Annotated in this window: 17 protein-coding genes; 7 read left to right on the plus strand and 10 right to left on the minus strand. The window is 71.5% G+C overall.

The genetic code is table 11. From position 1 onward, the window contains the following. The first annotated feature begins 3 nt into the window (after nt 1-3). Nucleotides 4-1,851 carry an IucA/IucC family protein gene (locus ACUKCB_RS09315; RefSeq protein ID WP_473040121.1) on the plus strand — a complete coding sequence of 616 codons (1,848 nt, stop codon included), beginning with the start codon at nt 4-6 and terminating at the stop codon, nt 1,849-1,851. Continuing rightward, nucleotides 1,848-3,275, plus strand: coding sequence for a glutamine synthetase family protein (locus tag ACUKCB_RS09320; RefSeq protein WP_473040122.1), 1,428 nt, complete (start codon nt 1,848-1,850; stop codon nt 3,273-3,275). The genes ACUKCB_RS09315 and ACUKCB_RS09320 overlap by 4 nt, the downstream gene beginning before the upstream one ends. Nucleotides 3,276-3,323: 48 nt before the next feature. Here the strand turns inward: ACUKCB_RS09320 and menD are convergent, their stop codons facing one another. The 3 genes from menD to menB form a co-directional block, all read right to left on the minus strand. Then, nucleotides 3,324-5,033 carry a 2-succinyl-5-enolpyruvyl-6-hydroxy-3-cyclohexene-1-carboxylic-acid synthase gene (gene menD, locus ACUKCB_RS09325; RefSeq protein WP_473040123.1) on the minus strand — a complete coding sequence of 570 codons (1,710 nt, stop codon included), beginning with the start codon at nt 5,031-5,033 and terminating at the stop codon, nt 3,324-3,326. Between the two features lie 149 nt (nt 5,034-5,182). Beyond that, on the minus strand, nt 5,183-6,169 hold the full coding sequence (locus ACUKCB_RS09330) for an o-succinylbenzoate synthase (protein ID WP_473040124.1): 987 nt from the start codon (nt 6,167-6,169) through the stop codon (nt 5,183-5,185). Further along, nucleotides 6,166-7,005, minus strand: coding sequence for a 1,4-dihydroxy-2-naphthoyl-CoA synthase (menB, locus tag ACUKCB_RS09335; RefSeq protein ID WP_191270728.1), 840 nt, complete (start codon nt 7,003-7,005; stop codon nt 6,166-6,168). Before menB ends, ACUKCB_RS09330 begins: the two co-directional genes overlap by 4 nt. A gap of 176 nt (nt 7,006-7,181) precedes the next feature. Here menB and ACUKCB_RS09340 point away from each other — a divergent pair, with 176 nt between their 5' ends. From ACUKCB_RS09340 to ACUKCB_RS09350, 3 genes are all read left to right on the plus strand, one after another. Next, the gene (locus tag ACUKCB_RS09340; protein WP_473040125.1) at nt 7,182-8,456 is read left to right on the plus strand and encodes an AMP-binding protein; all 1,275 of its coding nucleotides are present in this window, start codon (nt 7,182-7,184) and stop codon (nt 8,454-8,456) included. 559 nt (nt 8,457-9,015) lie between these two features. Beyond that, nucleotides 9,016-10,425, plus strand: a complete 1,410-nt coding sequence (locus tag ACUKCB_RS09345; protein ID WP_473040126.1) for an RNA polymerase sigma factor — start codon at nt 9,016-9,018, stop codon at nt 10,423-10,425. Nucleotides 10,426-10,584: 159 nt separating this feature from the next. Next, on the plus strand, nt 10,585-10,941 hold the full coding sequence (locus ACUKCB_RS09350) for a hypothetical protein (protein ID WP_473040127.1): 357 nt from the start codon (nt 10,585-10,587) through the stop codon (nt 10,939-10,941). A 64-nt stretch (nt 10,942-11,005) separates the two neighbouring features. Here ACUKCB_RS09350 and ACUKCB_RS09355 read toward each other — a convergent pair whose 3' ends face one another. Both ACUKCB_RS09355 and ACUKCB_RS09360 read right to left on the minus strand, forming a co-directional pair. Beyond that, complete coding sequence (locus ACUKCB_RS09355) at nt 11,006-11,368, minus strand: GntR family transcriptional regulator (RefSeq protein WP_191270737.1); 363 nt, start codon at nt 11,366-11,368, stop codon at nt 11,006-11,008. Nucleotides 11,369-11,688: 320 nt separating this feature from the next. Beyond that, nucleotides 11,689-12,075: a hypothetical protein gene (locus ACUKCB_RS09360; RefSeq protein WP_473040128.1), complete on the minus strand. Its 387-nt coding sequence runs from the start codon at nt 12,073-12,075 to the stop codon at nt 11,689-11,691. A 158-nt stretch (nt 12,076-12,233) separates the two neighbouring features. Between ACUKCB_RS09360 and ACUKCB_RS09365 the strand changes: the two genes are divergently transcribed. Further along, the gene (locus tag ACUKCB_RS09365) at nt 12,234-12,860 is read left to right on the plus strand and encodes a TetR family transcriptional regulator (RefSeq protein ID WP_473040129.1); all 627 of its coding nucleotides are present in this window, start codon (nt 12,234-12,236) and stop codon (nt 12,858-12,860) included. Nucleotides 12,861-12,927: 67 nt separating this feature from the next. Here the strand turns inward: ACUKCB_RS09365 and ACUKCB_RS09370 are convergent, their stop codons facing one another. Next, nucleotides 12,928-14,787, minus strand: coding sequence for an ABC transporter ATP-binding protein (locus ACUKCB_RS09370; RefSeq protein ID WP_473040130.1), 1,860 nt, complete (start codon nt 14,785-14,787; stop codon nt 12,928-12,930). A 14-nt stretch (nt 14,788-14,801) separates the two neighbouring features. Further along, nucleotides 14,802-15,815: an ABC transporter permease gene (locus ACUKCB_RS09375; RefSeq protein ID WP_473040131.1), complete on the minus strand. Its 1,014-nt coding sequence runs from the start codon at nt 15,813-15,815 to the stop codon at nt 14,802-14,804. Between the two features lie 304 nt (nt 15,816-16,119). On the opposite strand from ACUKCB_RS09375, the gene ACUKCB_RS09380 reads away from it, so the two are divergent. Next, on the plus strand, nt 16,120-17,073 hold the full coding sequence (locus tag ACUKCB_RS09380) for a phosphatidylinositol-specific phospholipase C (RefSeq protein WP_473040132.1): 954 nt from the start codon (nt 16,120-16,122) through the stop codon (nt 17,071-17,073). A 150-nt stretch (nt 17,074-17,223) separates the two neighbouring features. Here the strand turns inward: ACUKCB_RS09380 and ACUKCB_RS09385 are convergent, their stop codons facing one another. The 3 genes from ACUKCB_RS09385 to ACUKCB_RS09395 all read right to left on the minus strand — a co-directional run bounded on the left by ACUKCB_RS09385 (nt 17,224) and on the right by ACUKCB_RS09395 (nt 20,745). Next, a complete protein-coding gene (locus ACUKCB_RS09385) occupies nt 17,224-19,035 on the minus strand; it encodes an ABC transporter substrate-binding protein (RefSeq protein ID WP_473040133.1) in 1,812 nt (603 codons plus the stop codon). Nucleotides 19,036-19,136: 101 nt separating this feature from the next. Further along, the gene (locus ACUKCB_RS09390) at nt 19,137-20,162 is read right to left on the minus strand and encodes an ABC transporter permease (RefSeq protein ID WP_473040134.1); all 1,026 of its coding nucleotides are present in this window, start codon (nt 20,160-20,162) and stop codon (nt 19,137-19,139) included. A 394-nt stretch (nt 20,163-20,556) separates the two neighbouring features. Further along, the gene (locus tag ACUKCB_RS09395) at nt 20,557-20,745 is read right to left on the minus strand and encodes a hypothetical protein (protein WP_473040135.1); all 189 of its coding nucleotides are present in this window, start codon (nt 20,743-20,745) and stop codon (nt 20,557-20,559) included. Nucleotides 20,746-21,046: the final 301 nt, after the last annotated feature.

Here is a 21,046-nt window from a genome sequence, read left to right on the forward strand (position 1 = left end):
CCCATGCCCACCACCGTCCCCACCGAGCTCACCGCCGAGCACTTCGGCCGCGCCAGCGACCGCCTGGTCGCCAAGATGCTGGCCGAGCTGTGCTTCGAGTACGCGCTGCGCCCCGTCCCCGACGGCCCGGGAGGGGCCGCACCACAGGCGCCCGTCGAGGGCGAGGGGCACCGGTGGCGCGCCCCCGTCGCCCCCGGCGCCGTCTACCTCTTCGAGGGCCGACGCACCACCATGGACGGCTGGCTCGTGCGCCCCGGCACGGCCCGGCGCGAAGCCGCCGACGGCTCCGTCACCCCCGCCTCGCCCTTCACACTCCTGCGCGACCTGGGATCGGCCGGGCTCATCGACCCGGCGGTGGAGGCCTTCACCGTGGGGGAACTGACCGCCACCCTCAGCGCCGACTGCCGACTGGCCCAGAGCCGCACCGGCGCCGCCGAGCTGGCCGAACTCCCCCACGCCGAGCTGGAGGGCCACCAGAGCGGCCACCCGTGGATCTTCGCCAACAAGGGCCGGGTCGGTTTCTCCGGCCGCGACCGGGCACACTTCCCGCCCGAGGCCCGCCGCCCCCTGCACCTGCCGTGGATCGCCGTGCACCGCTCCCTCGCCGAGCACCACGGCGTCCCCGGCCTGGACCAGGACGCCCTGATCGCACGGGAGCTGGACCCCGCCGAGGTAGGGCGGTTCACCGAGAGCCTCGACCGGGGCCGCCCCCAGGGCACACCCGCCGCGGAGTACGTGTGGCTGCCGGTCCACCCCTGGCAGTGGGACGAGGTGGTCGTGCCGCTGTTCGCAGCCGAACTCGCCGCCGGACTCATCGTGCCCCTGGGCGAGGCCGACGACGACTACCTGCCCCAGCAGTCCATCCGCACCTTCACCAACCTCTCCCGACCCGACCGGCACAACGTCAAGGTGTCGCTGGCCATCCTCAACACGATGGTCTACCGGGGCATCCCCACCGAGCTGTGCCGGGCCGCGCCCGCCAGCACCCGGTGGGTACGCGCCCTGCACGCGGGGGACGCCTTCCTGTCCGAGCGCTGCCGGGTCGTCCTGCCGGGCGAGGTCGCCGCCGTGGCCGTGCGCCACCCGGTCCTGGAGGACATCCCCGACGCCCCCTACCGGCACCGGCAGCTGCTGGGCGCGCTGTGGCGCGAACCCGTCACCGCCCAGCTGGACGAAGGAGAGCGGGCCCGCACCCTGGCGGCGCTGCTGCACGTGGACGGGCGGGGGCGGGCCTTCACCGCCGAACTCGTCCAGCGCTCCGGGTTGGCGGCCGAGGAGTGGCTGCGCGCCCTCTTCGCGGCGATCCTGCCGCCCGTACTGCACCTGCTCTACCGCTACGGGCTGGCGTTCAACCCGCACGGAGAGAACGCCATCGTGGTCTTCGACGGCCGCGACCGGCCCGCGCGACTGGCGGTCAAGGACTTCGTCGACGACATGAAGCTGCTGGACACCGACCTGCCCGAGTACGCCTCCCTGCCCCGCGAGGCGCTGGGTGTGCTCATGCGCTTCGACGCCGCCGAACTGACCTCCTCGGTCGCCAAGTCCCTGCTGGTCGGACACTTCCGGTACCTGGCGCCGCTGCTCCAGGACCACCTGGGGGTACCCGAGGAGCGCTTCTGGGAACTGGTCCGCGCCGAGGTGCTGCGCTACCAGGAGGAGTTCCCGGAGCTGGCCGAGCGCTTCGCGCTGTTCGACCTGCTCGCGCCCGAGTTCGAGCGGGTCTGCCTGAACCGGGAGCGGCTGCTGGGCGGCGGCTACCACGACCGCGCCGAACGCGACGCCGAGTTCCACCTGGACGCGCCGGCGATCCCCAACCCGCTGTACCGACCCGCCCGGGAGGCCGCCGCGTGAGTGACCTGATCGGCGACGGCCTGCCGCCCCTGACCGAGACCCTGCCGCCCTCCCCTCCCCCGCCGCCCTTCCCGGTCCCCCTGGACCGGCTGGACGCCGACGCCGCCTCGGGCGCGATCACCGACGTGATCGTCGCCCTGCCCGACGTGCAGGGACGGGTCCAGGGCAGCAGGGTGCGCCCGGGCGACTTCACCGACCGGATCGTCCGGGACGGTTTCGGGGCCTGCCTGTACCTGCTGGCCACCGACGTGGAGATGGAGGCGCGGCCGGGGTACGCCACCGACCCGTGGGGCGGCGGTCTGGGCGACTTCGACATCGTGCCCGACCTGTCCACCCTGCGGTACCTGCCCTGGGACCCGGGGACGGCGCTCGTCCTGGGCGACGCGCACGGCGCCGACGGAACACCCGTGGCCGTCGCGCCCCGCCAGGTGCTCCGGACCCAGCTGGACCGGCTCGCCGAACGCGGATGGCGGGCCCTGGCCGGAACCGAACTGGAGTTCCTGGTGTTCCGGGACGACTACCAGAGCGCGTTCGAGTCGCATTACCGCGGCCTGACCCCGGCCACGCGGTTCAACTCCGACTACGCGGTACCCGAGGTCACCGAGATCGACCCGCTCATGCGACGCATCCGCACCGCGATGGAGCGCACCGGCATGACGGTCGAGTCGGCGCGCGGGGAGTGCCACCCGGGCCAGTACGAGATCGTGTTCCGCTACGACGACGCCCTGCGCGCCTGCGACAACCACGTCGTGTACAAGGCGGGTGCCCGTGCACTGGCCACCCAGGCCGGGGTGGCGCTGACCTTCATGGCCAAGTACGACGAGGGCGAGGGCAACTCCTGCCACGTGCACCTGTCCCTGCGCGACGAGGCCGGCGACCCGGTCTTCGCCGACGACGGGACGGGCCGGTACGGGATGTCGAAGTACATGGAGCACTTCGTGGCGGGCCAGCTCGCCTGCATGCGGGACTTCGCGCTGATGTACGCCCCGAACGTGAACTCGTTCAAGCGGCTGTCCCCGCAGGCCTACGCACCCAGCGGCATCGCCTGGGGGCTGGACAACCGGACCTGCCCGGTGCGGGTGGTGGGCTCGGGGGAGTCGGCGCGGATCGAGTTCCGGGTGCCGGGCGGCGACGCCAACCCCTATCTGGCGGTGGCGGCGATCATCGCGTCGGGACTGTACGGCGTCGAGCAGGCGCTGCCGCTGCCCGAACCGACGGTGGGCAACGCCTTCGACCAGCAGACGCCCCGGCTGCCGGCCTCCCTGGAGGAGGCGGTGCTGGCGTGGGAGGGCAGTGAGATCGCCCGCGCCTGCTTCGGACCTGACGTGGTGCGGCACTACGCCGCCGCGGGGCGCGCCGAGCTGGCGGCGTTCTCGGCCACGGTCACCGACTTCGAGCGCCGCCGCCACTTCGAACGGGGCTGAGGAGACCGCCCGTTCCCGCCGGGAACCGTCCCGGCGGGAACGGTCGCCTCACGCGACCGCCGCGTCCACCGCCCCCTGGACACGGCGGCGCAGGATCGCGCTGTCGGCCCGGGTCGTACACACCTCCACGACGCGCAGGCCCTCGCCCAGGAGTGCCTTGGGCAGGTCGGTGGCCCACTCCACGCGGGTGTAGGGCAGGTCCGCCACGGCGGCCACCCGCTCCATCGACACCCCGTGCGGGGTCCCGAAGACCCGCTCGAAGTCGGGGTGGCCCGCCTGCTCCAGCCCCGAGAAGATCCCGCCCCCGTCGTTGTTGACCACGACCACCGCCAGGTCCGGGCGCGGCTCACCGGGACCGATGATCAGGCCGTTCTGGTCGTGCAGCACCGCCAGGTCGCCGAGCAGGGCGTAGGAGCGCCCCCCGCCCTCGGCCTGGTGGGCCAGGGCCGCCCCGACCGCCGTCGACACCGTCCCGTCGATCCCGCTCACACCCCGGTTGCCCAACAGGCGCACCCCGCAGCGGGCCGCCATCGTGGCGTCCAGGTCGCGGATGGGCATGCTGGACCCGGCGAACAGCAGCGAACCGGCACCGAGCTGGGAGACCAGGTCACGGGCCAGACGCGGTTCGGAGAGCGCCTCGTCGGCGTCCAACACCCCGTCGATCGCGGCCCGGGCGGCGGTCTCCGCGCGCGCCCACTCCCGGGACCACCCGGTACGCCGCGGGCCGTTCGGGTCCGCCCCGGCCGGCGGCGCGACCGACGCCACCACGTCGGTGGCGGTCCGTGCGGGGTCGGAGAAGTCGTTGGCCAGGCTCGCCGCGGGGTCCCCCACCGCGCCCGCGGTCACCACCACGTGCCGTTCGGCGCTGCGCAGGAAGGCCAGGATCTGTCGGGAGAGGTTGGGGCGGCCCACGCTCACGACCAGCTCGGGGGCGTGCGCGGCGGTGAAGCCGGGCGAGGCCAGCAGCTGACGGTAGGTGGAGACCGCTCCGGCCCGGCGGGCGTTGGAGGTGGGTTCGGCGAGCAGGGGCCAGCCGGTCAGCTCGGCCAGGGCCAGGAAGGGCACCGGGTCGTAGTCGCCGTCACCACACACGATGACGCCCCGCTCCACGTCGGGCAGGGTGAGCGGAGCGGGCTCGGCGGCGTGCCCGGGCCGGGAGATCCACGGCCGGCCGTCCGGCCGACCGTCCAGGGGGGCCGTCCATGTCGGGGCATCCGCGGTCTCGTCCGGGGTGAGCGGCTCGCGGAAGGCCACGTTGAGGTGGACCGGGCCGGGACGGCCGCCGACGGCCGCCGCCCAGGCGCGGCAGCTCAGGGAACGCCAGTACGCCACCATCCCCGGGGCGGGGTCGGGGGTGCCGACCTCGGTGAACATACGCACAGCGGCGCCGTAAAGGCCGATCTGGTCCGCGGTCTGGTTGGCCCCGGTCCCGCGCAGCTCCGGCGGCCGGTCCGCGGTGAGCACCAGCAGCGGGACCGCGCTCTCGTCGGCCTCCATCACCGCCGGATGGAAGTTGGCGGCCGCCGTCCCGGAGGTGCACACCACCGCCACCGGCCGACGCGAGGCCCGGGCCAACCCCAGGGCGAGGAAGGAGGCGGAACGCTCGTCCACCCGCACGTGGACCCGGATCCCGGGATGAGCGACCAGGGCCAGCGCCAGTGGGGTCGAGCGCGACCCGGGCGCGACGACGGCCTCGGCCAGCCCGCAGCGGGCCAGTTCGTCGACGAGGACCCGCGCCAGGGCGGTAGACGGATTCATCAAAGTCTTTCGTTCGTCAGGCTATGTACCAGTATCACCATGCGATCCGACCCGACCGCACGGCCCCGGGACCTTCCAGTCAACCCCGTTCGGCGCCGAACAGCGAACGAAACCGGCTGTGATCTCCTGCCCATCCGCCCGGTCGCACGTCACCGCGGCCCGGACGGCTCCGCTCCCGCGGCCCGAGCCTGCTCGGCCCGCGCACGCCAGGCTCCCGGGTCGACCTCGACCGACCGCAGCGCCCCCTCGTCCACGACCGCCGGGCGGACCGGCAGGAAGCCGTCCTCGGGCAGCAGCGGCTCGGCCGTGACATCGGCGGTCAGCATCTGCATGGTCGCCAGGCCGCAGGCGTAGGGGAGCTCGGGCAGGGCGGCCGCCAGGGCCACACCCGCGGACAGCCCCACCGACGTCTCCACGGCGCTGGAGACCACCACCGGCAGACCGCAGGCCTCGGCGACCCGCAGCGCGGCGCGCACACCGCCCAGCGGCTGGACCTTGAGCACCACGATGTCCGCGGCCCCAAAGGCGCGTACCCGCAGGGGGTCCTCCGCCCGCCGGACGGACTCGTCAGCGGCGACCGGAACGTCCACCCGGCGGCGGACCGCGGCCAACTCGTCCAGGGTCGCGCAGGGCTGCTCCACGTACTCCAGCCCGAACCGGTCCAGCTCGCGGGTCATCCGCACGGCGGTGTCCACGTCCCAGGCGCCGTTGGCGTCCACCCGCACCCGGCCCGAGGGGCCGATCGCGGCGCGGACCGCCTCGAGGCGGGCGACGTCCGCACGCCAGTCCTGCCCCCGCTCGGCCACCTTGACCTTGGCCGTGGCGCAACCGCCGGCCGCCACGATCCGAGCGGCGCGCTCGGGGTCCACCGCGGGCACGGTCACGTTGACCGGGACACGGTCGCGCAGCGGCTCGGGCCACCCCAGGTGGGCCGCCTCATGGCAGGCCGCCCACCAGCGGGAGGCCTCGCGCGGCCCGTACTCGGCGAAGGGCGAGAACTCGCCCCACCCGGCGGGGCCGCGCACCAGCAGGCCCTCACGGACCGTGACGCCCCGGAAACGGTTGCGCAGGCCGATCGCGAAGGCCCGCCCCCCGGCGGGCGCCCCCGCCGGGTCGGGCTCCGAGGTCCCGGTCACGGGCGGCGCGGGAACTTGTCGAACTCGGGGCTGCGCTTCTCCTTGAAGGCGTCCCGGCCCTCCTGCGCCTCCTCGCTCATGTAGTAGAGCATCGTGGCGTCACCGGCGAACTGCTGCATCCCGGCGGCCCCGTCGCTCACCGCGTTGATCGCGCCCTTGACCATGCGCAGCGCCAGCGGGGACTTCTCCAGCATCTCCCGGGCCCACTGCACGGTCTCCTTCTCCAGGTCCGCCAGCGGCACGACGGTGTTGACCATGCCCATGTCCAGCGCCTCCTGGGCGCTGTACTGGCGGCACAGGTACCAGATCTCGCGGGCCTTCTTCAGACCCACGGTCTCGGCCAGCAGCCAGGAACCGTAGCCGCCGTCGAAGGAACCGACCTTGGGGCCGGTCTGCCCGAACTTGGCGTTGTCGGCCGCGATGGTCAGGTCGCAGCAGACCTGGAGCACGTTGCCGCCGCCGATGGACCAGCCCGCGACCATGCAGATCACCGGCTTGGGCAGACGGCGGATCTGCACCTGGAGGTCGAGTACGTTGAGGCGGCCGATGCCCTGCTGGGCGACGGCGTCGTCACCGATGTAGCCGTCGTCGCCGCGGATCTTCTGGTCACCGCCGGAGCAGAAGGCCTGGTCGCCTGCTCCGGTGAAGATGATCACACCGACACCCGAGTCGTCCCGGGCGATGTTGAACGCCGTCTGGAGCTCGAACAGCGTCTGGGGACGGAAGGCGTTGTGCCGCTCTGGACGGTTGATCGTGATCTTGGCGATGCCCTCCGCGGTCTCGTAGATGATGTCGGAATACTCGCCCGACCGCTGCCAGTCGATCACGCTGCTCACGGCTTCTACTTCTCCTCACGGGGATGGGGACGGTGCGGACGCCCGCGGGCGTCGTGACCGCCGCGTCCAAGCGTCAACCCTACGCATTCTGCCAGGCGGGCCGGGACGGACGGGCACACCCCCGGCACCGGCCCCGTGGAACGGGCCGCTTCCCGCCCGGCGTACGCTGGGGCACCGTGGCACAAGCGAGCGAATACCGGTCCCAGGCACCCTCCCCCGAGGACGGGCGCGCCCTCCAGGCAGTACGCGGCCTGGCCCCCGAACACCTGAACCGGCTGCTCGCGGCCGCGTTGGACGGCACCGGCCCCGCCCTGCTGCCCGTCCCGGACGGCACCCCCGACTCCCGGACCGCCGAACTCCTCGCCGCCATGCGCCCCTCCTCGTTGCGCACACCCGAGGGGGTCACCGCCCTCGACGGCGGTGTCCCGGCGGAGCCCGGCACGGCGCTGGTCGTCACCACCTCCGGCTCCACCGGCCGACCCAAGGGCGTGGAGCTGTCCGCGGACGCGCTGCGAGCCTCCGCCCTCGCCTCCGTGGCCCGGATCGGCGCCCGCCCCGGTGACGCCTGGCTGTGCGTCCTGCCCGCCGGGCACATCTCCGGCATCCAGGTGATGATGCGCGCGCTGGTCACCGGGACCGAGGCCGTGCACGCGGCCTTCGACACCGGCACCCTCATGGAGTCGGCACGCCGACTGCGCCCGCACGTGTCCCTGGTCCCCACCCAGTTGCGCCGCCTGCTGACCGCGGGCGCCGACCTGTCGGTGTTCGGCACGATCCTGCTCGGAGGCGCGGCGGCCGAGCCCGCGTTGCTGGCGGCCGCCCGGGCCGCGGGCGGCCGTGTCGTGACCACCTACGGGATGAGCGAGACCTGCGGCGGGTGCGTCTACGACGGGTTCCCCCTGGACGGGACCCGGGTCCGGATCGCCGGCTCCGCCGCCGGCGGGTCCGGGCGTGTCCTGCTCAGCGGCCCGACACTGCTCACCGGCTACCGGCTGCCCCCGGGCGCGGCGGTGGAGGACACCTGGGCCACGAACGACGACGAGGCGGGGCTGGCCCTGGACGGCACCGGACGGCGCCGGCTGCACACCAACGACCTGGGCCGGGTGGACGCCGACGGCCGCCTGCACATCCTCGGCAGGATGGACGAGGTGGTCAACACCGGCGGCCACAAGGTGGTCCCCGGCCAGGTGAACGCCATCGTCTCCGAACACCCCGCCGTGGCGGAGTCCGTGGTGGTGGGCCGCCCGGACGCCGAGTGGGGCGAGCGGGTGACCGCGGTCGTGGTCCCCGCCGACCCACAGGATCCGCCGACGCTGGAGGGGTTGCGCGAGCGGGTCCGCGAACGGCTGCCGTCCTACGCCGCCCCCCGGGAGCTGGACCTGCGCCCTGCCCTGCCGATGCTGGCCTCCGGCAAGCCGGACCTGGTGGCGCTGCGCCGACCGACCGTTTGAGGGCCCGCGGCCCGGTCCCGCCCCCGCAACGCCCCTGGGGCAAAGCGGCGTTTACCGGTGCGGTCCGCACACGTGGGACCCTGACCGCAGCGGGTGCCGTTCCCAGAGCCGTCGGCACCTGCCGATACCGGCGAGGCCCGGGGCACCCCCTGTTCTCCGGCGGCTCCGCGGGCACGGCCCCGGGTGGGTCTGTCCGGAAAGCGGGGAACTTACCGAACCTCCCTGGCGTCTACCTGAGTATCCGGTTTCTTCGGCCCCTCTCCCAAGGAGGTCCGCGGTTGGCGGCAGCCATCGGTCCACGCGTCCGCTCCCCTGCGCCCTCCCCAGTGTCCGGAACGCCTGCCGCACAGCGGTCCGGGCGCCGAAGCCGAGCGTGTTCCTTTACCCGCACGGATCAGCATTCCGCCACTCATGGCACAGTGATCTATGCCACCCTCGCCGATATCCAATCGAGACGGGGAACATTTGACTCTCCGACACGTTGGACATATTGGCGCGTCCAGTCGGCGGTAACCCTCCGCCACGTGCCACATGTCCTGGAAGGGAGGGAGGTGCCCACATGACGAGCACTGCCCTGGCCGCTTCGAGCCACGAGGCCGACGCCCCCGTCGGCGGCGCTCCGGACGAGGACCGCACCGCCAACGTGGCCCTGGCCGACCTGATCGCCCAGGGGCGCGCTCAGGGACACCTGTCCCTCTCCGAACTACGTACCGCTTTCTCCGCGGCCGGGGTCACCTCCAGTGACGGCCGCTCCATTCTGCGTGAACTCACCGAGAACGGGGTCCGACTCGCCAACGGGGGCGAGGACTCCGCGATGGTGGCCGACTCTGACGCCGAGGACGACGTGCTGGAAAACACTCTCATCGCGACGGTGCCCGACACCGACGAGGTACCCCAGGCCACATCCGGCAAGGTCGCACCGCGCAAGGGCCCCTCCACCCGGAGGAAGGCCCGCTCGACGCGGCGCACCAAGAAGGCCGAGACCACCCAGGCCACCACCGATCCGGAAACCGGTGAGGCCGACCTCGACGACCAGTCACCCGCCATGGGCGACTCGGTCCACACCTACCTCAAGGCCATCGGGCGGCGTCAGCTGCTCACCGCCGAGCAGGAGGTCGACCTGGCCAAGCGGGTCGAGGCCGGGCTCTACGCCGAGTACCGCCTCGGGCTGCACGGCGAGGTCGACGAGACCGTCGAGATGGCCGACGTCGAGCGCGAGGAGCTCGAATGGGTGGCCGAGGACGGCCGCAAGGCCAAGTCGCACATGCTCGAAGCCAACCTCCGCCTGGTCGTGTCCGTGGCCAAGAAGTACAGCGACCGCGGCATGTCGCTGCTGGACGTGGTCCAGGAGGGCAACCTCGGCCTGATCCGCGCCGTGGAGAAGTTCGACTACACCAAGGGCTTCAAGTTCTCCACCTACGCCATGTGGTGGATCCGCCAGGCCATCCAGCGCGGGTTCGCCGACTCCGCGCGCACCATCCGCCTGCCCGTGCACGTGCTGGAGCTGCTCAGCAAGGTGAGCCGCCTGGAGCGCGACATGCACCAGGCCCTGGGGCGTGAGCCCACGCCCGAGGAGCTGGCGCTGGAGCTGGACAAGACCCCGACCCAGATCGAGGAGCTGCTGCGGGTCACCCGCCAGCCGATCAGCCTCGACTCGACCATCGGTGAGGACGGCGAGACCCGCATCGGCGACCTGATCGAGGACGTGGACGCCTCGGAGGCCTCCGAGGTGGTCGACCGCCAGCTCATGGCCGACCAGCTGCGCAACGCGCTGTCGGACCTGGAGCCGCGTGAGGCGACCATCATGTCCCTCCGGTTCGGGCTGATGGACGGACGGCCGCGGACCCTCGACGAGATCGGCAAGCACCTGGGGCTCACCCGGGAGCGGATCCGGCAGCTGGAGAAGCAGTCGCTGTCCAAGCTGCGCCACCCCAGCCGCGCCCAGCAGCTGCTGGACTTCGCCAGCTAGGGTCCGGCGGACGCGACGCCACGGTAGGGAGCCGTTCCCCGCGGGGAGCGGCTCCACCGCTGTGCGGGGCCGGGCCCGGGTTCAGGGGGAACCCCGGTTTTCCCCTGGTATCGCCCGCCGTCGCTGTCCCCTCCCCTCCGCCGGTGCGACCATGGGCAGATGACGAACAATCCCCCGCGGCAGCGGGAAGAGATCGCCGCAGCCCTGCGGGCCAGCCGTGAGCTGGGCCCCGAGTACGACGAGGCGGTGGCCGCCTCCCTCGTCGAACGCGTCGACGACACCATCGAGGAACGCGTCAAACACCACGTGGCGCGCCAGGCGGGCGCCAATGACGCCGAAGGTCGCAGGGGGCTGCCCGCCAACAACGTGCGGATGGTGCTGTCCCTGGTCTGCCTCGGCATCAGTATCCCCTCGACCGCGATCGGCGCCGCGATGGCGGGCGCGGGCGGGATGTTCATCGTCTGGGCGGGGCTGATCGCCTTCTACCTGATCTCCGTGAGCGGCCTGCGCCGTTGAGGCGGGGACGGCCGGACCGGGGCTGACAGGGCTCCGGGAGCACCGCCGAACGGCCCCGCCCGGCTCAGCCCTCCAGCGCGGCGCGCAGGATCTCCACGGCCTCCTCGTGGTCCAGCCCCACCCGGGTGATGACCTCGGCGTAGGCCCTGGCCGCGGCCAGGGCCTCGGCCCGCTGGTCGTCCCCGGCAGCGGCCACGAAGGTCCCGGAGCGGCCCCGTGTCTCCACCACCCCGGCCTGTTCGAGTTCCCGGTACGCGCGGGCGACGGTGTTCACCGCGACCGAGAGCTGGCCCGCCAGCGCACGGACCGTGGGGAGCCGGTACCCGACCGGCAGGTCCCCGTTGGCCGCCGCGATCGCGACGACGGCCCTGATCTGTTCGTAGGGCGGTACCTTCGACGTTGGATCAATGCGGATGAAATCCGCCATGTCCTTCTTCGCTCCCCACGTGACTTGCCGGTTTTCCGCCCGGAGTCCGGGCGGGTACCAAACCTACGCCCACCCGTCGCCCACCACCAACCCTCAACCGACACGCTCACGCGCGCAGCATCCCCCACCCGTCGCCCACCACCAACCCTCAACCGACACGCTCACGCGCGCAGCATCCCCCACCCGTCGCCCACCACCAACCGTTCCTCAAAGCCGAACACGAGTTGCACGTACTCAGCACCCCCACCACCAACCGACACGACCGGACACACGGAGAAGCCCCACGGGGCGGACCCGTGGGGCTCAGGAGGGGCCGGTGGTCACCCGACCGGGCGGGGCACCCCCGGAATACCGTGCAACCGGTGGGTCTCCCGGGCGGTGAGCAGCCGCTCGGCGACCTGGGTGGCCTGCTTGACCTCGGGCCGGGCCAGGCGCTTACGACGCTGGATACGGTCACCGTAGCCCTTGACCCCGACCAGGACGCGCTCCTGCGCGTAGGCGGCGCGCATCGCCTCGGTCAGCGCCTCGTCCAGCTCCACGCCGCGGTCGTGGATCTCCTCGACCGGGGCGCCCCTGTCCCGCGCCTCGTCCAAGGCCCGCTCGGCCTCGGCCACCGACCTCAGGAACAGGGGCAGGCGCTCGGCCAGCTCCCGGTCCCGGGCGAGGTGTGTCCGCGCCTTAGTCCTGTCCTGCTTGGCAAGTCGCATGTGCGCTCTCCGTGGGGAGTACCGTCAGCCGTGTCGAGGCAACCCTATGGGTGACGTAGATCATCTGGCGAGCCGGGCCGTGAGTCGGTGCTGGCGTCGTGCCGACGCAACTGCCAGCTTTACACCGTCGGCCCCCATGTCCCCCGGAAGGCAGCAGAGTGAGCAGGAACTACGCCGGTCTCAGCCGTGAACGCATCATCATCGAGGCCCTCCACATCATCGCCGGGCGAGGACTGGGCGGGCTGTCCATGCGCCGCCTGGGCGACGCCCTGGACGTGGAGGCCATGGCGATCTACCACCACTTCCCCAGAGGCAAGGAGCAGCTGTTCAACGCGATCGCCGCCTACGTCACCACGGCGCGCGTGGTCAGCGGGCTGGCCGAGGGGCAGGGCCCGCCCGAGGAGGAGGAGCCGGGTTCGGAGGAGGCCCCGGCGGAGGTGGCCGAAGCCGACGACCGCCCCTGGGACGAGCGCCTGACCACCTGGGCCGAGGCCTACCGCGCCCGTCTGCTCACCTACTCCGGCGCGCTGTCCCTGCTGATGCACCGCGCGCCGCACACCCTGGGCGAGGAGGACACGCGGGCCCTCCTGCACACGGCCTTCACCGAGGCAGGCCTGGCCGAGCCGGACGTACCCCGGGCCTGCGACGCCCTGCACTCCTACTGCCTGGGTTCGGTGGCCCACCAGGTCCGACACCAGGGACAGGAGGACTCACCCGACGAGGCCGAAGCCCTGGCCCGGTTCCGTTTCGGTCTGCGCGCCCTCCTCGGCGGGCTCTCCGGCTGACCGGGCCGGAGGTGCCACGGGGACGCCGCCGGGCCGGGGCCCGGCGGTCGGCCCGTCCTCCGTCCGATCAGGCGAGCCCCCCGGCCCGCATCCGCACCCGCTCGGCGCGTAGTTCGCGGGCCTCGTCCGGGTCCAGCACCGGAGCCGCGGTCAACAACTGCCGCGTGTACTCACTCCGCGGACTCTCATACACCGAGTCACTGTCCCCCATCTCCACCACCTCACCCTTACGCATGACCGCCACCCGATCACTCACCTGACGCACCACCGCCAGATCATGAGCCACGAAGATATAGGTCAACCCGAAGTCGTCCTGCAACTCCGACAACAACCGCAACACCTGATCCTGCGTCGACACATCCAACGCCGACACCGGCTCATCACAGATAATCAGCTTCGGCTTGAGAATCAACGCCCGCGCGATCGCGATCCGCTGCCGCTGACCCCCCGAGAACGCATGCGGGAACCGGTTGTAATGGTGCGGCTCCAACCCCACCCGCTCCAACAACTCCTGCACCCGGGACCGCACCTTCTTCCCGTCCCGCTCCCCCTGCACCTTCAACGCCGTACCGATGCTCTCCCCGATCGTCAACCGCGGATTCAACGACGAATACGGGTTCTGGAACACCATCTGCACATGCTGACGCAACGGACGCAACTCCCGCTCCGCCATATGCGTGATATCGCGACCCTCGAACTCCACCGACCCCTCGGTGGGCTCCAACAACCGCATGATCATCCGCGACAAGGTGCTCTTACCCGACCCGGACTCACCCACCACACCCAGGGTCTCCCCCCGGTGCAGATCAAAACTGACCCCACGCACCGCCCAAAAATCAGTCGACTTGCCCCAGGTGCCGCCACGGACCCGGAACCGCTGCGCCACATCCCGAACACGCAACAACGGCTCACCCGGCTCCTCCCCCGGCTCCGTATCGGAGACGGAGGAGGTCCTCGCCCCGTCCGCGCGGTCCCGCTCCCGGTCGGCCTGGGCGGCCTCGGTCGCCCCCGCGGGCTCCGCCGAGCCGCCCGGGCCCCCACCGGAGGCCCGCCGGTCCCGTTCGGCACGGTCGGCGCGGTCCTGGGCGCGGCGCTCGGCCCGGGAGACCTCCACCCGCGGCACCGCCGCCAACAGGGCCTGGGTGTAGGGGTGCTCGGGCTCGGAGAGCACCTTGCGCACCCCGCCCCGCTCCACGGCCTGGCCCTGCTTCATCACGATGACCTCGTCCACCGAACCGGCCACCACCGCCAGGTCGTGCGAGACCAGGATCAGCGCCATGTCCAGCTCGCGGCGCAACTCGTCCAACAGATCCAGGATCTGGGCCTGCACGGTGACGTCCAGGGCCGTGGTCGGCTCATCCGCCAGCAGCACCTTGGGATCGCACATCAGACCCATCGCGATCAGCGCGCGCTGGCGCATACCGCCGGAGAACTCGTGCGGGTAGGAGTTGATCCGCGCGGCGGGCTCGGGGATACCCACCCGCTCCAGGGACTCCACCGCCCGCTGCCGGGCGCGGGCCCGGGACACCTGCGGGCGGTGCACCCGCAGCGCCTCGACCAGCTGGTTGCCGATCGTGTACTGCGGGTGCAGCGACTGCATGGGGTCCTGGAAGACCATCGCGATGTCGTTGCCGCGCATCGAACGCAGCTTCTTGTCGCTGACCGCCACCACGTCGGTGTCCACGACCTCGATGGCGCCGGTGATCCGGGCGCGGCTCCCCCGGTGCAGCCCCATCAGGGCCAACGAGGTCACACTCTTGCCCGAACCCGACTCACCCACGATGCCCAGGGCACCGCCGGCGGGCACCTCGAAGGAGAGGCCCTTCACCGCATGGACGTCACCGTCCATCGTCGGGAAGGTCACCCGCAGGTTCTCCACGCGCACGACCGCGCCGGAGGCGGCCTGGGGCGGAGTGGATTCGGTCATCGGGGACGCCTCTCTCAGTTGTGGATGCGCACACGCGGGTCGATGAGCGGGTACACCAGGTCCACGATCAGGTTGCAGATGACGATGAAGAACGCGCCGAACAGGGTCACGCCCAGAATCACCGGCAGGTCGCTCTGGGTGATGGCCTGGACCGCGTACCGGCCGATCCCGTTGAGGGAGAACACCTGTTCCGTCAGGACGGCGCCGCCCAGCACCAGGCCCAGGTCCAGGCCGAAGATCGTGACGATGGGGGTCAGGGTGGGGCGCAGTGCGTGTTTGAGCACGACCTTGTGCTCACTCAGGCCCTTGGCCCGCGCGGTGCGGATGTAGTCCTCGTTCAGGGTCTCCAGCATCCCCGCCCGGGTCTGCCGCGCGTACATGGCCGCGTGCAGGAAGGCCAGGGTCAGCCACGGCAGGATCAGCCCCTGCGCCCAACCGAACGGATCCTCGGTGAAGGGCACGTAGCGCGGGGTGGCGAACAGCCCCCAGGCGTGGACCAGGAAGGCCAGGGTCAGCAGCCCGGTGAAGAAGATCGGCAGGGAGACCCCCGCCAGGGCCACCGCCATCGCCAGGCGGTCGAAGACGCTGCCCTTCCACACCGCGGAGACCACCCCCACCGCGATACCGCCGACCAGCCAGATGATCCCCGCCCCCAGTGCCAGCGAGGCCGTCACCGGAAGCCGGGCGACGATCTCGGGGAAGACCTCCTGGTAGGTCTGGAAGGAGTAGCCGAAGCAGGGCGCGGAGCACTCGATCGTGTCCCGGCCGAACTGGTACTGGGCGCCGAGGAAGATGCCCCGGACGAACTCCCAGAACTGCACGGCGATCGGCTGGTCCAGGCCCAGTCGCGTGATGGTGGCCTGGATCGCCTCCGGGGTGGGGGCCCGGCCCACGTACATCGTGGCGAGCTGCTCGGTGGTCCGGCCCGCCCACCTGGGCACCACGTAGAAGATGGCGAAGGTGACCATGGTGACCACGGCCAGGAGCAGCAGACCGGCGCCCAGGCGGCGCAGGATGTAGGTCAGCAAGGCGCGTGCTTCCTGTCTTCGGTCGCACCTCGCGTGGCGCCGGTACGCCACGCCCGGCGGCGGGATGGGTGGGCCGACGGGTACCGCAAGGCGAACACCCGCCCAGGACGCACACAGTAACGCAGAGTACTGACATGATCACGCACGTGAGGGGCATGCGCGTCGAACCGCGCACCGCCAGATCCCTTGCCCAGGACCCGACCCCGGCCGGATCCGGCAGCCGGCACGGGGGATGACAGTGCCCCCGACCCGTGGCATGGTGATCGGCAGTCCAGGCACGACCGTTCCGAACGAAGGACCCCCCTTGCTCCCCTCCTTTGTCCGCGTGCCCCTGCTGGGCGCGGCCCTGTCCGCCCTTCTCCTGTTCCCCGCACCGGCGGCGACCGCCGGTACGGCCCCCGCCGCGCCCGTGCCCTCGCACGCCGCGTGGATGGCCGGGGTGCCCGACGACACCGGCCTGTCGGCCCTGTCCGTCCCCGGCACGCACGACAGCGGCGCCTGGCGCGGCACGGTGTGGTCACGCACCCAGGACCTGACGATCTCCGGGCAACTCGACTCCGGGGTGCGCTTCCTCGACGTGCGCACGCGCCACTACCGCGACTCCTTCCCCATCCACCACGGTTCGGAGTACCTGCACCTGAACTTCACCGACGTGGTCCGCGACGTCAGCGCCTTCCTGGCGCAGAACCCGACCGAGACGGTGCTGGTGCGGATGAAGAAGGAGCACACCGAGGAGGAGAACACCCGCAGTTACGAACAGACCCTGAACCACTACATCGAGGAGAACCCCGACACCCGGGACCTGCTGGCCGAGCACCTGTGGGTGCCGCCGCGGCAGGGCGGCTCCTACGTGCCCGACCTGGGCGAGGTCCGGGGCCGCATCGTCATCGTCCAGGACTTCTCCGCCGCACGCGACTACGGGATCCGCTGGAACGGCCCCTCGGTCGACCTCCAGGACGACTACCGGGTGCCCACACTCTTCGACATCCCCGCCAAGTGGGAGAAGGTCCGCGACCACCTGGACGTGGCCGCTTCGGGCCCGGACGGCGTCCTGTACGTCAACCATCTGAGCGGCAGCGGGGCGCCGTGGGCCAACCCGCGCGAGGTCGCCTGGGGCGCGCTGGGCATCAGCGGTGTCAACGACCGGGCCACCGGCCACCTGCGCGACTCCCGGGCGCCCCGCACGGGTGTCGTGGTCATGGACTTCCCCAGCCAGGAGCTGACCGACCTGGTCCTGGCGCACAACCCGGGGGTGTAGGCGCCGCCGCGCGGACCTCGTGGGGCGCCCCGTGCCCCGGGTCGGGTGCCCGGGGCACGGGAGAGGCAGGGACCGGAGGACGCGCCCCGCCCCGAGAGGCGCGCAAGCCGGTCACTGCCCCGCGGCAGACGCCGCCCTGCCCGCTGTCCGCTAGTTCTCCGTGGTCCCCAGGGCCATGTAGTCGTACATCGAGTAGCCCGCGTGGTAGTAGACGTTGGTCAGGTTCGCGGGCCGGTAGAGGACCGTCCGTTCGAACACGGCCGGCAGGATCGCGGCCTGCTCCATCGCCCGCTGGTCGATCTGGGTGTAGATCGAGGCGCGCTCGTCGGCGTCCTCCACGGAGACGACCTCGTCGAACCACTCGTTGATCTGCTCGTCGTCCAGCTCGGAGATGTTGGAGTTCCCGGCGTCCTGGATGGCGTCGCCGTCCAGGATCTTGCTCATGAACCCGTAACCGCTGGCCCAGTCCGGCGCCCAGCCGTACACGGTCAGCCCCAGGTCGTTCTCGTGCACGAAGGCGGGTGAGCCGGCCTGGGTGTTGGTGTAGGTGTCCGAGGGGTACTGCTTGATCTCCGTCTCGATGCCCACCCGGGCCAGGGCCTGCTGGACCGCCTCGGCGGTGCTCACGTCGGCGGGACGGTCGGCACGTGCGCCGATGGAGGTGGAGAAGCCGTCCGGCTCGCCGCACTCCTCCAGCTTCTCCCGGGCCATGTCCAGGTCGCCCTTGTTGTCCTCGGAGGGGTAGGGGTCGATGCTCGGGTCCGCGCCGGGCAGCGATCCGGGCATGATCTGGGTGGCGATGTCACCGCCGGTGTCACCGCCCCAGGCGCGTTGGAGTGCGTCCCGGTCGGCCGCGTACATGACGGCCTGACGGCAGGCCAGGTCGTCGAGCGGCTCGATGACGGTGTTGACGTTGAGGTAGCGCAGGGTGCTGGTCTGCGGGTTGTCGACGTTGTGGCGCTGGCCCTCGTCGGTGATCAGGGTGCCCTTCATCGCCGGTCCGACGCCGGTACCGCCGAGGTCGACGTCGAGTTCGCCGTTGACGAGCCGCTGGTCGATCTCGTTCTGGTCGACGCCCAACTGCACCTCGATGCGGTCCGGCAGGGCCCTGCGGGTGGGGTCGGTGGAGGCGTCCCACTCCTCGTTGCGCTCCAGGTTCAGCGAGACCCCGGGGCGGTACTCGCCGTCGAACTTGTAGGGCCCCGAGGAAACCACCTGGCTCTGGTACTGCTCGCCCCGGTCGGCGTCGGCGGGCACCGGCGCGGTCTGCGGCTGGATGAGCACGTACGGGAACTCCGAGAAGCTCTTGTTCAGGTGGAAGACCAGTGTGTGGTCGTCGGGTGTCTCGATACCGTCGAACCCGGCCAGCGGGTCCTCCCCCTCCCCGTAGGGCCCTTCGTAGTCCTCGCTGTCGGCCAGCAGGTCCTGGAAGTACTTGGGGCCGTTGGGCAGTGCCTGGTCGCCGAAGTTGCTGCGCGCGATGGCGTACTTGATGTCCTGCGCGGTGATCTCCGAGCCGTCCTCGTAACGCAGCCCCTGCTTGATGCGGACGGTCCACTCGGTGGAGTCCTCGTTGGCCTCGGGCATCTCCTCGGCCAGGTCGGGCTGGATTTCGATGCCCTGTTCGCCGGGGGCCTGCGTGTAGGTGAGCAGGGTGCGCGCGTAGTAGCGGGAGAAGTTCCAGCTGAACGCGTAGTAGGTGTTGCCCGGGTCGGGTGAGTCGAAGTCGGCCGAGATGGCGTAGCGCAGGGTGCCGCCGGTCTCGTCGGAGGGGTTGACGACCGTCGTCTCCCCCTCGTTGAACTCGGCGTCGGACTCTCCTGCACCGCCTCCCCCGCCACCGCCGCCGCAGGCGGCCAGCAGCAGCACCATGGCGGTTCCGGCGGCTGCCGGAGCTGCCCGGCGGTGGAGTGTGCCGCGCCGCTCCGGCGGCTCCTGACGCGTGGAGTGATGGGTGGTCACCTTGGCCTCCTGGTCGGTTTCGCTGGTGGGGACGTGCGGTGCACGGCCCGACGGGTGGCTGATCGGGGCGGCTGGGCAGGGGTGCCGAACGGGCCGGGCGCTCAGTCGGAGGAGCGCGGGTCGAAAGCGTCACGGAGGCCGTCGCCGAAGAGGTTGAAGGCGAGAACGGTGACGAAGATGGCCAGGCCGGGGATGATCACGAAGTGCGGCGAGGTGGTGTAGAAGCGCAGCGCACTCTCCAACATGCCGCCCCAGGTCGCCATGGGCGGGTTGATGCCCACGCCGAGGAAGCTCAGTGCCGCCTCGAAGAGGATGTTCGTGGGGATGAGCAGGGTGGAGTAGACCAGGATCGGGGTGATCAGGTTGGGCAGGATCTCGCGGAAGACGATGTGGGCGCTGCCCGCGCCGAGGCTGCGTGCGGCCTCGACGAACTCGCGTTCCTTGAGGGTGAGGGTCTGGCCCCGCACGATGCGTCCGATGTAGGGCCAGTTGAAGAAGCCGATGATGAACACCAGGACGCCGATGCGCAGGTTGTTCCCGGACAGGCCGAAGGCCCCGTCGGGGATGACACCGACCAGGGCGATGGCGAAGAGCAGCAGGGGGAAGGCCAGGAAGATGTCCATGGCCCGGCTGATGACCACGTCGACCCAGCCGCCGAAGTAACCGGCGAGGATGCCCAGGACGGTACCGATGACCACGCACACCACGGTGGCGACGGTGGCGACGAGCAGCGAGGTCTGGGCGCCGTGGACGATTCGGCTGAACAGGTCGCGGCCGTTGACCGGTTCGACGCCCAGGAGGTGCTGTGCGCTGATGCCGCCCCAGGGGTCCAGGCCCTGGGCCGGGTCGTCGGGGTCGCGCAGGACCCCGCCGGTGAGCGGGTCGACCAGTGCCTGGTTGAACTGGTTGGGCGGGTAACCGAACCAGGACGTGAGCAGGGGCGCCAGGAACGCGACCAGGATGAGCAGGAGGACCACGATCCCGCCGGTCATCCCGACCTTGTCCCTGCGGAAGCGCTGCCAGGCGATCTGACGGAGGGACCTGTTGGCGGCGCCCCTGGCCCCCGCGGCGACCGCTTCCGGCTCGGCGTGCTGGGACGACTCGGGGACGTCCATCGGCGTGGTCATGTGCCCCTACACCCCGCCCTCTCTGTTCGTGACTACATCACTACGCAGAGTTTGCACGAGGGGGGAGGGGGTTTCCAGCGTCCGCGCCGACCGGCGACGGTCGGCACCCGGAACCGGAACCGGCGGGGGGACCCGTGTGTCGCGGCCCGCCGGGCGGGGTCCTTCGCCCCGGGCCGGGGCGAAGGACCCGGAAAACGGACCACAACACACCCGAAGAAAATTCTGCGTTCGGGCCCGAACGGGCCCCGGTTCCCGAGGGACCTCCGACCCACACGAACCACCAGGAATTCCGCCAGTGGTGAAGGGTTGAATTACCAGTCGAAAAAGGCCGGTGCGCCGCCAGTGGACGGCGCACCGCACCCGGAGGGCGGCCCGGTAACGACCCGGGCCGCCGTCAGGTCAGGCAGTTGTTGCCGTCCCAGCGCAGATACGTGGCCGAGGCCCAGCGGCCCGAGCCCAACTGCCGGAAACCGTTGGTGGTGCTCTGGGTCGCGATGGTGTGGGACCCCTGGGACAGCGAACCCACGATGCCGTAGTTGGCCCCGGGGCCGCTCCGCACGTTCAGACCGCCGTTGGCGGTCACCTTGTAACGGCACCACACCTGCTGGGCGGAGATGTCCTCGGCGGGAGCGACGGCGGCGGCCCCGGCCTGGGGGCCGCGGGGGCGGTCACGGCCTGGGCGGGCGCGGCCGTCAACAGCGCACCGCCGAACACGGCCGCGGCGGCCAGGACCAGGGAACGGGAGACGGGTCCGGCTTTCCTGTTTCGCAAGGGAACATCCTTCAATTGGAGTTGAGGGAAGCACCTCGGCCGAGGGGGACAACATCGGTCGGCCATGAATGGCCATTCCTCTGAACCCACTGTGACGATAACCCGACAAGCCA

It is taken from the genome of Nocardiopsis moroccensis (assembly GCF_055763695.1).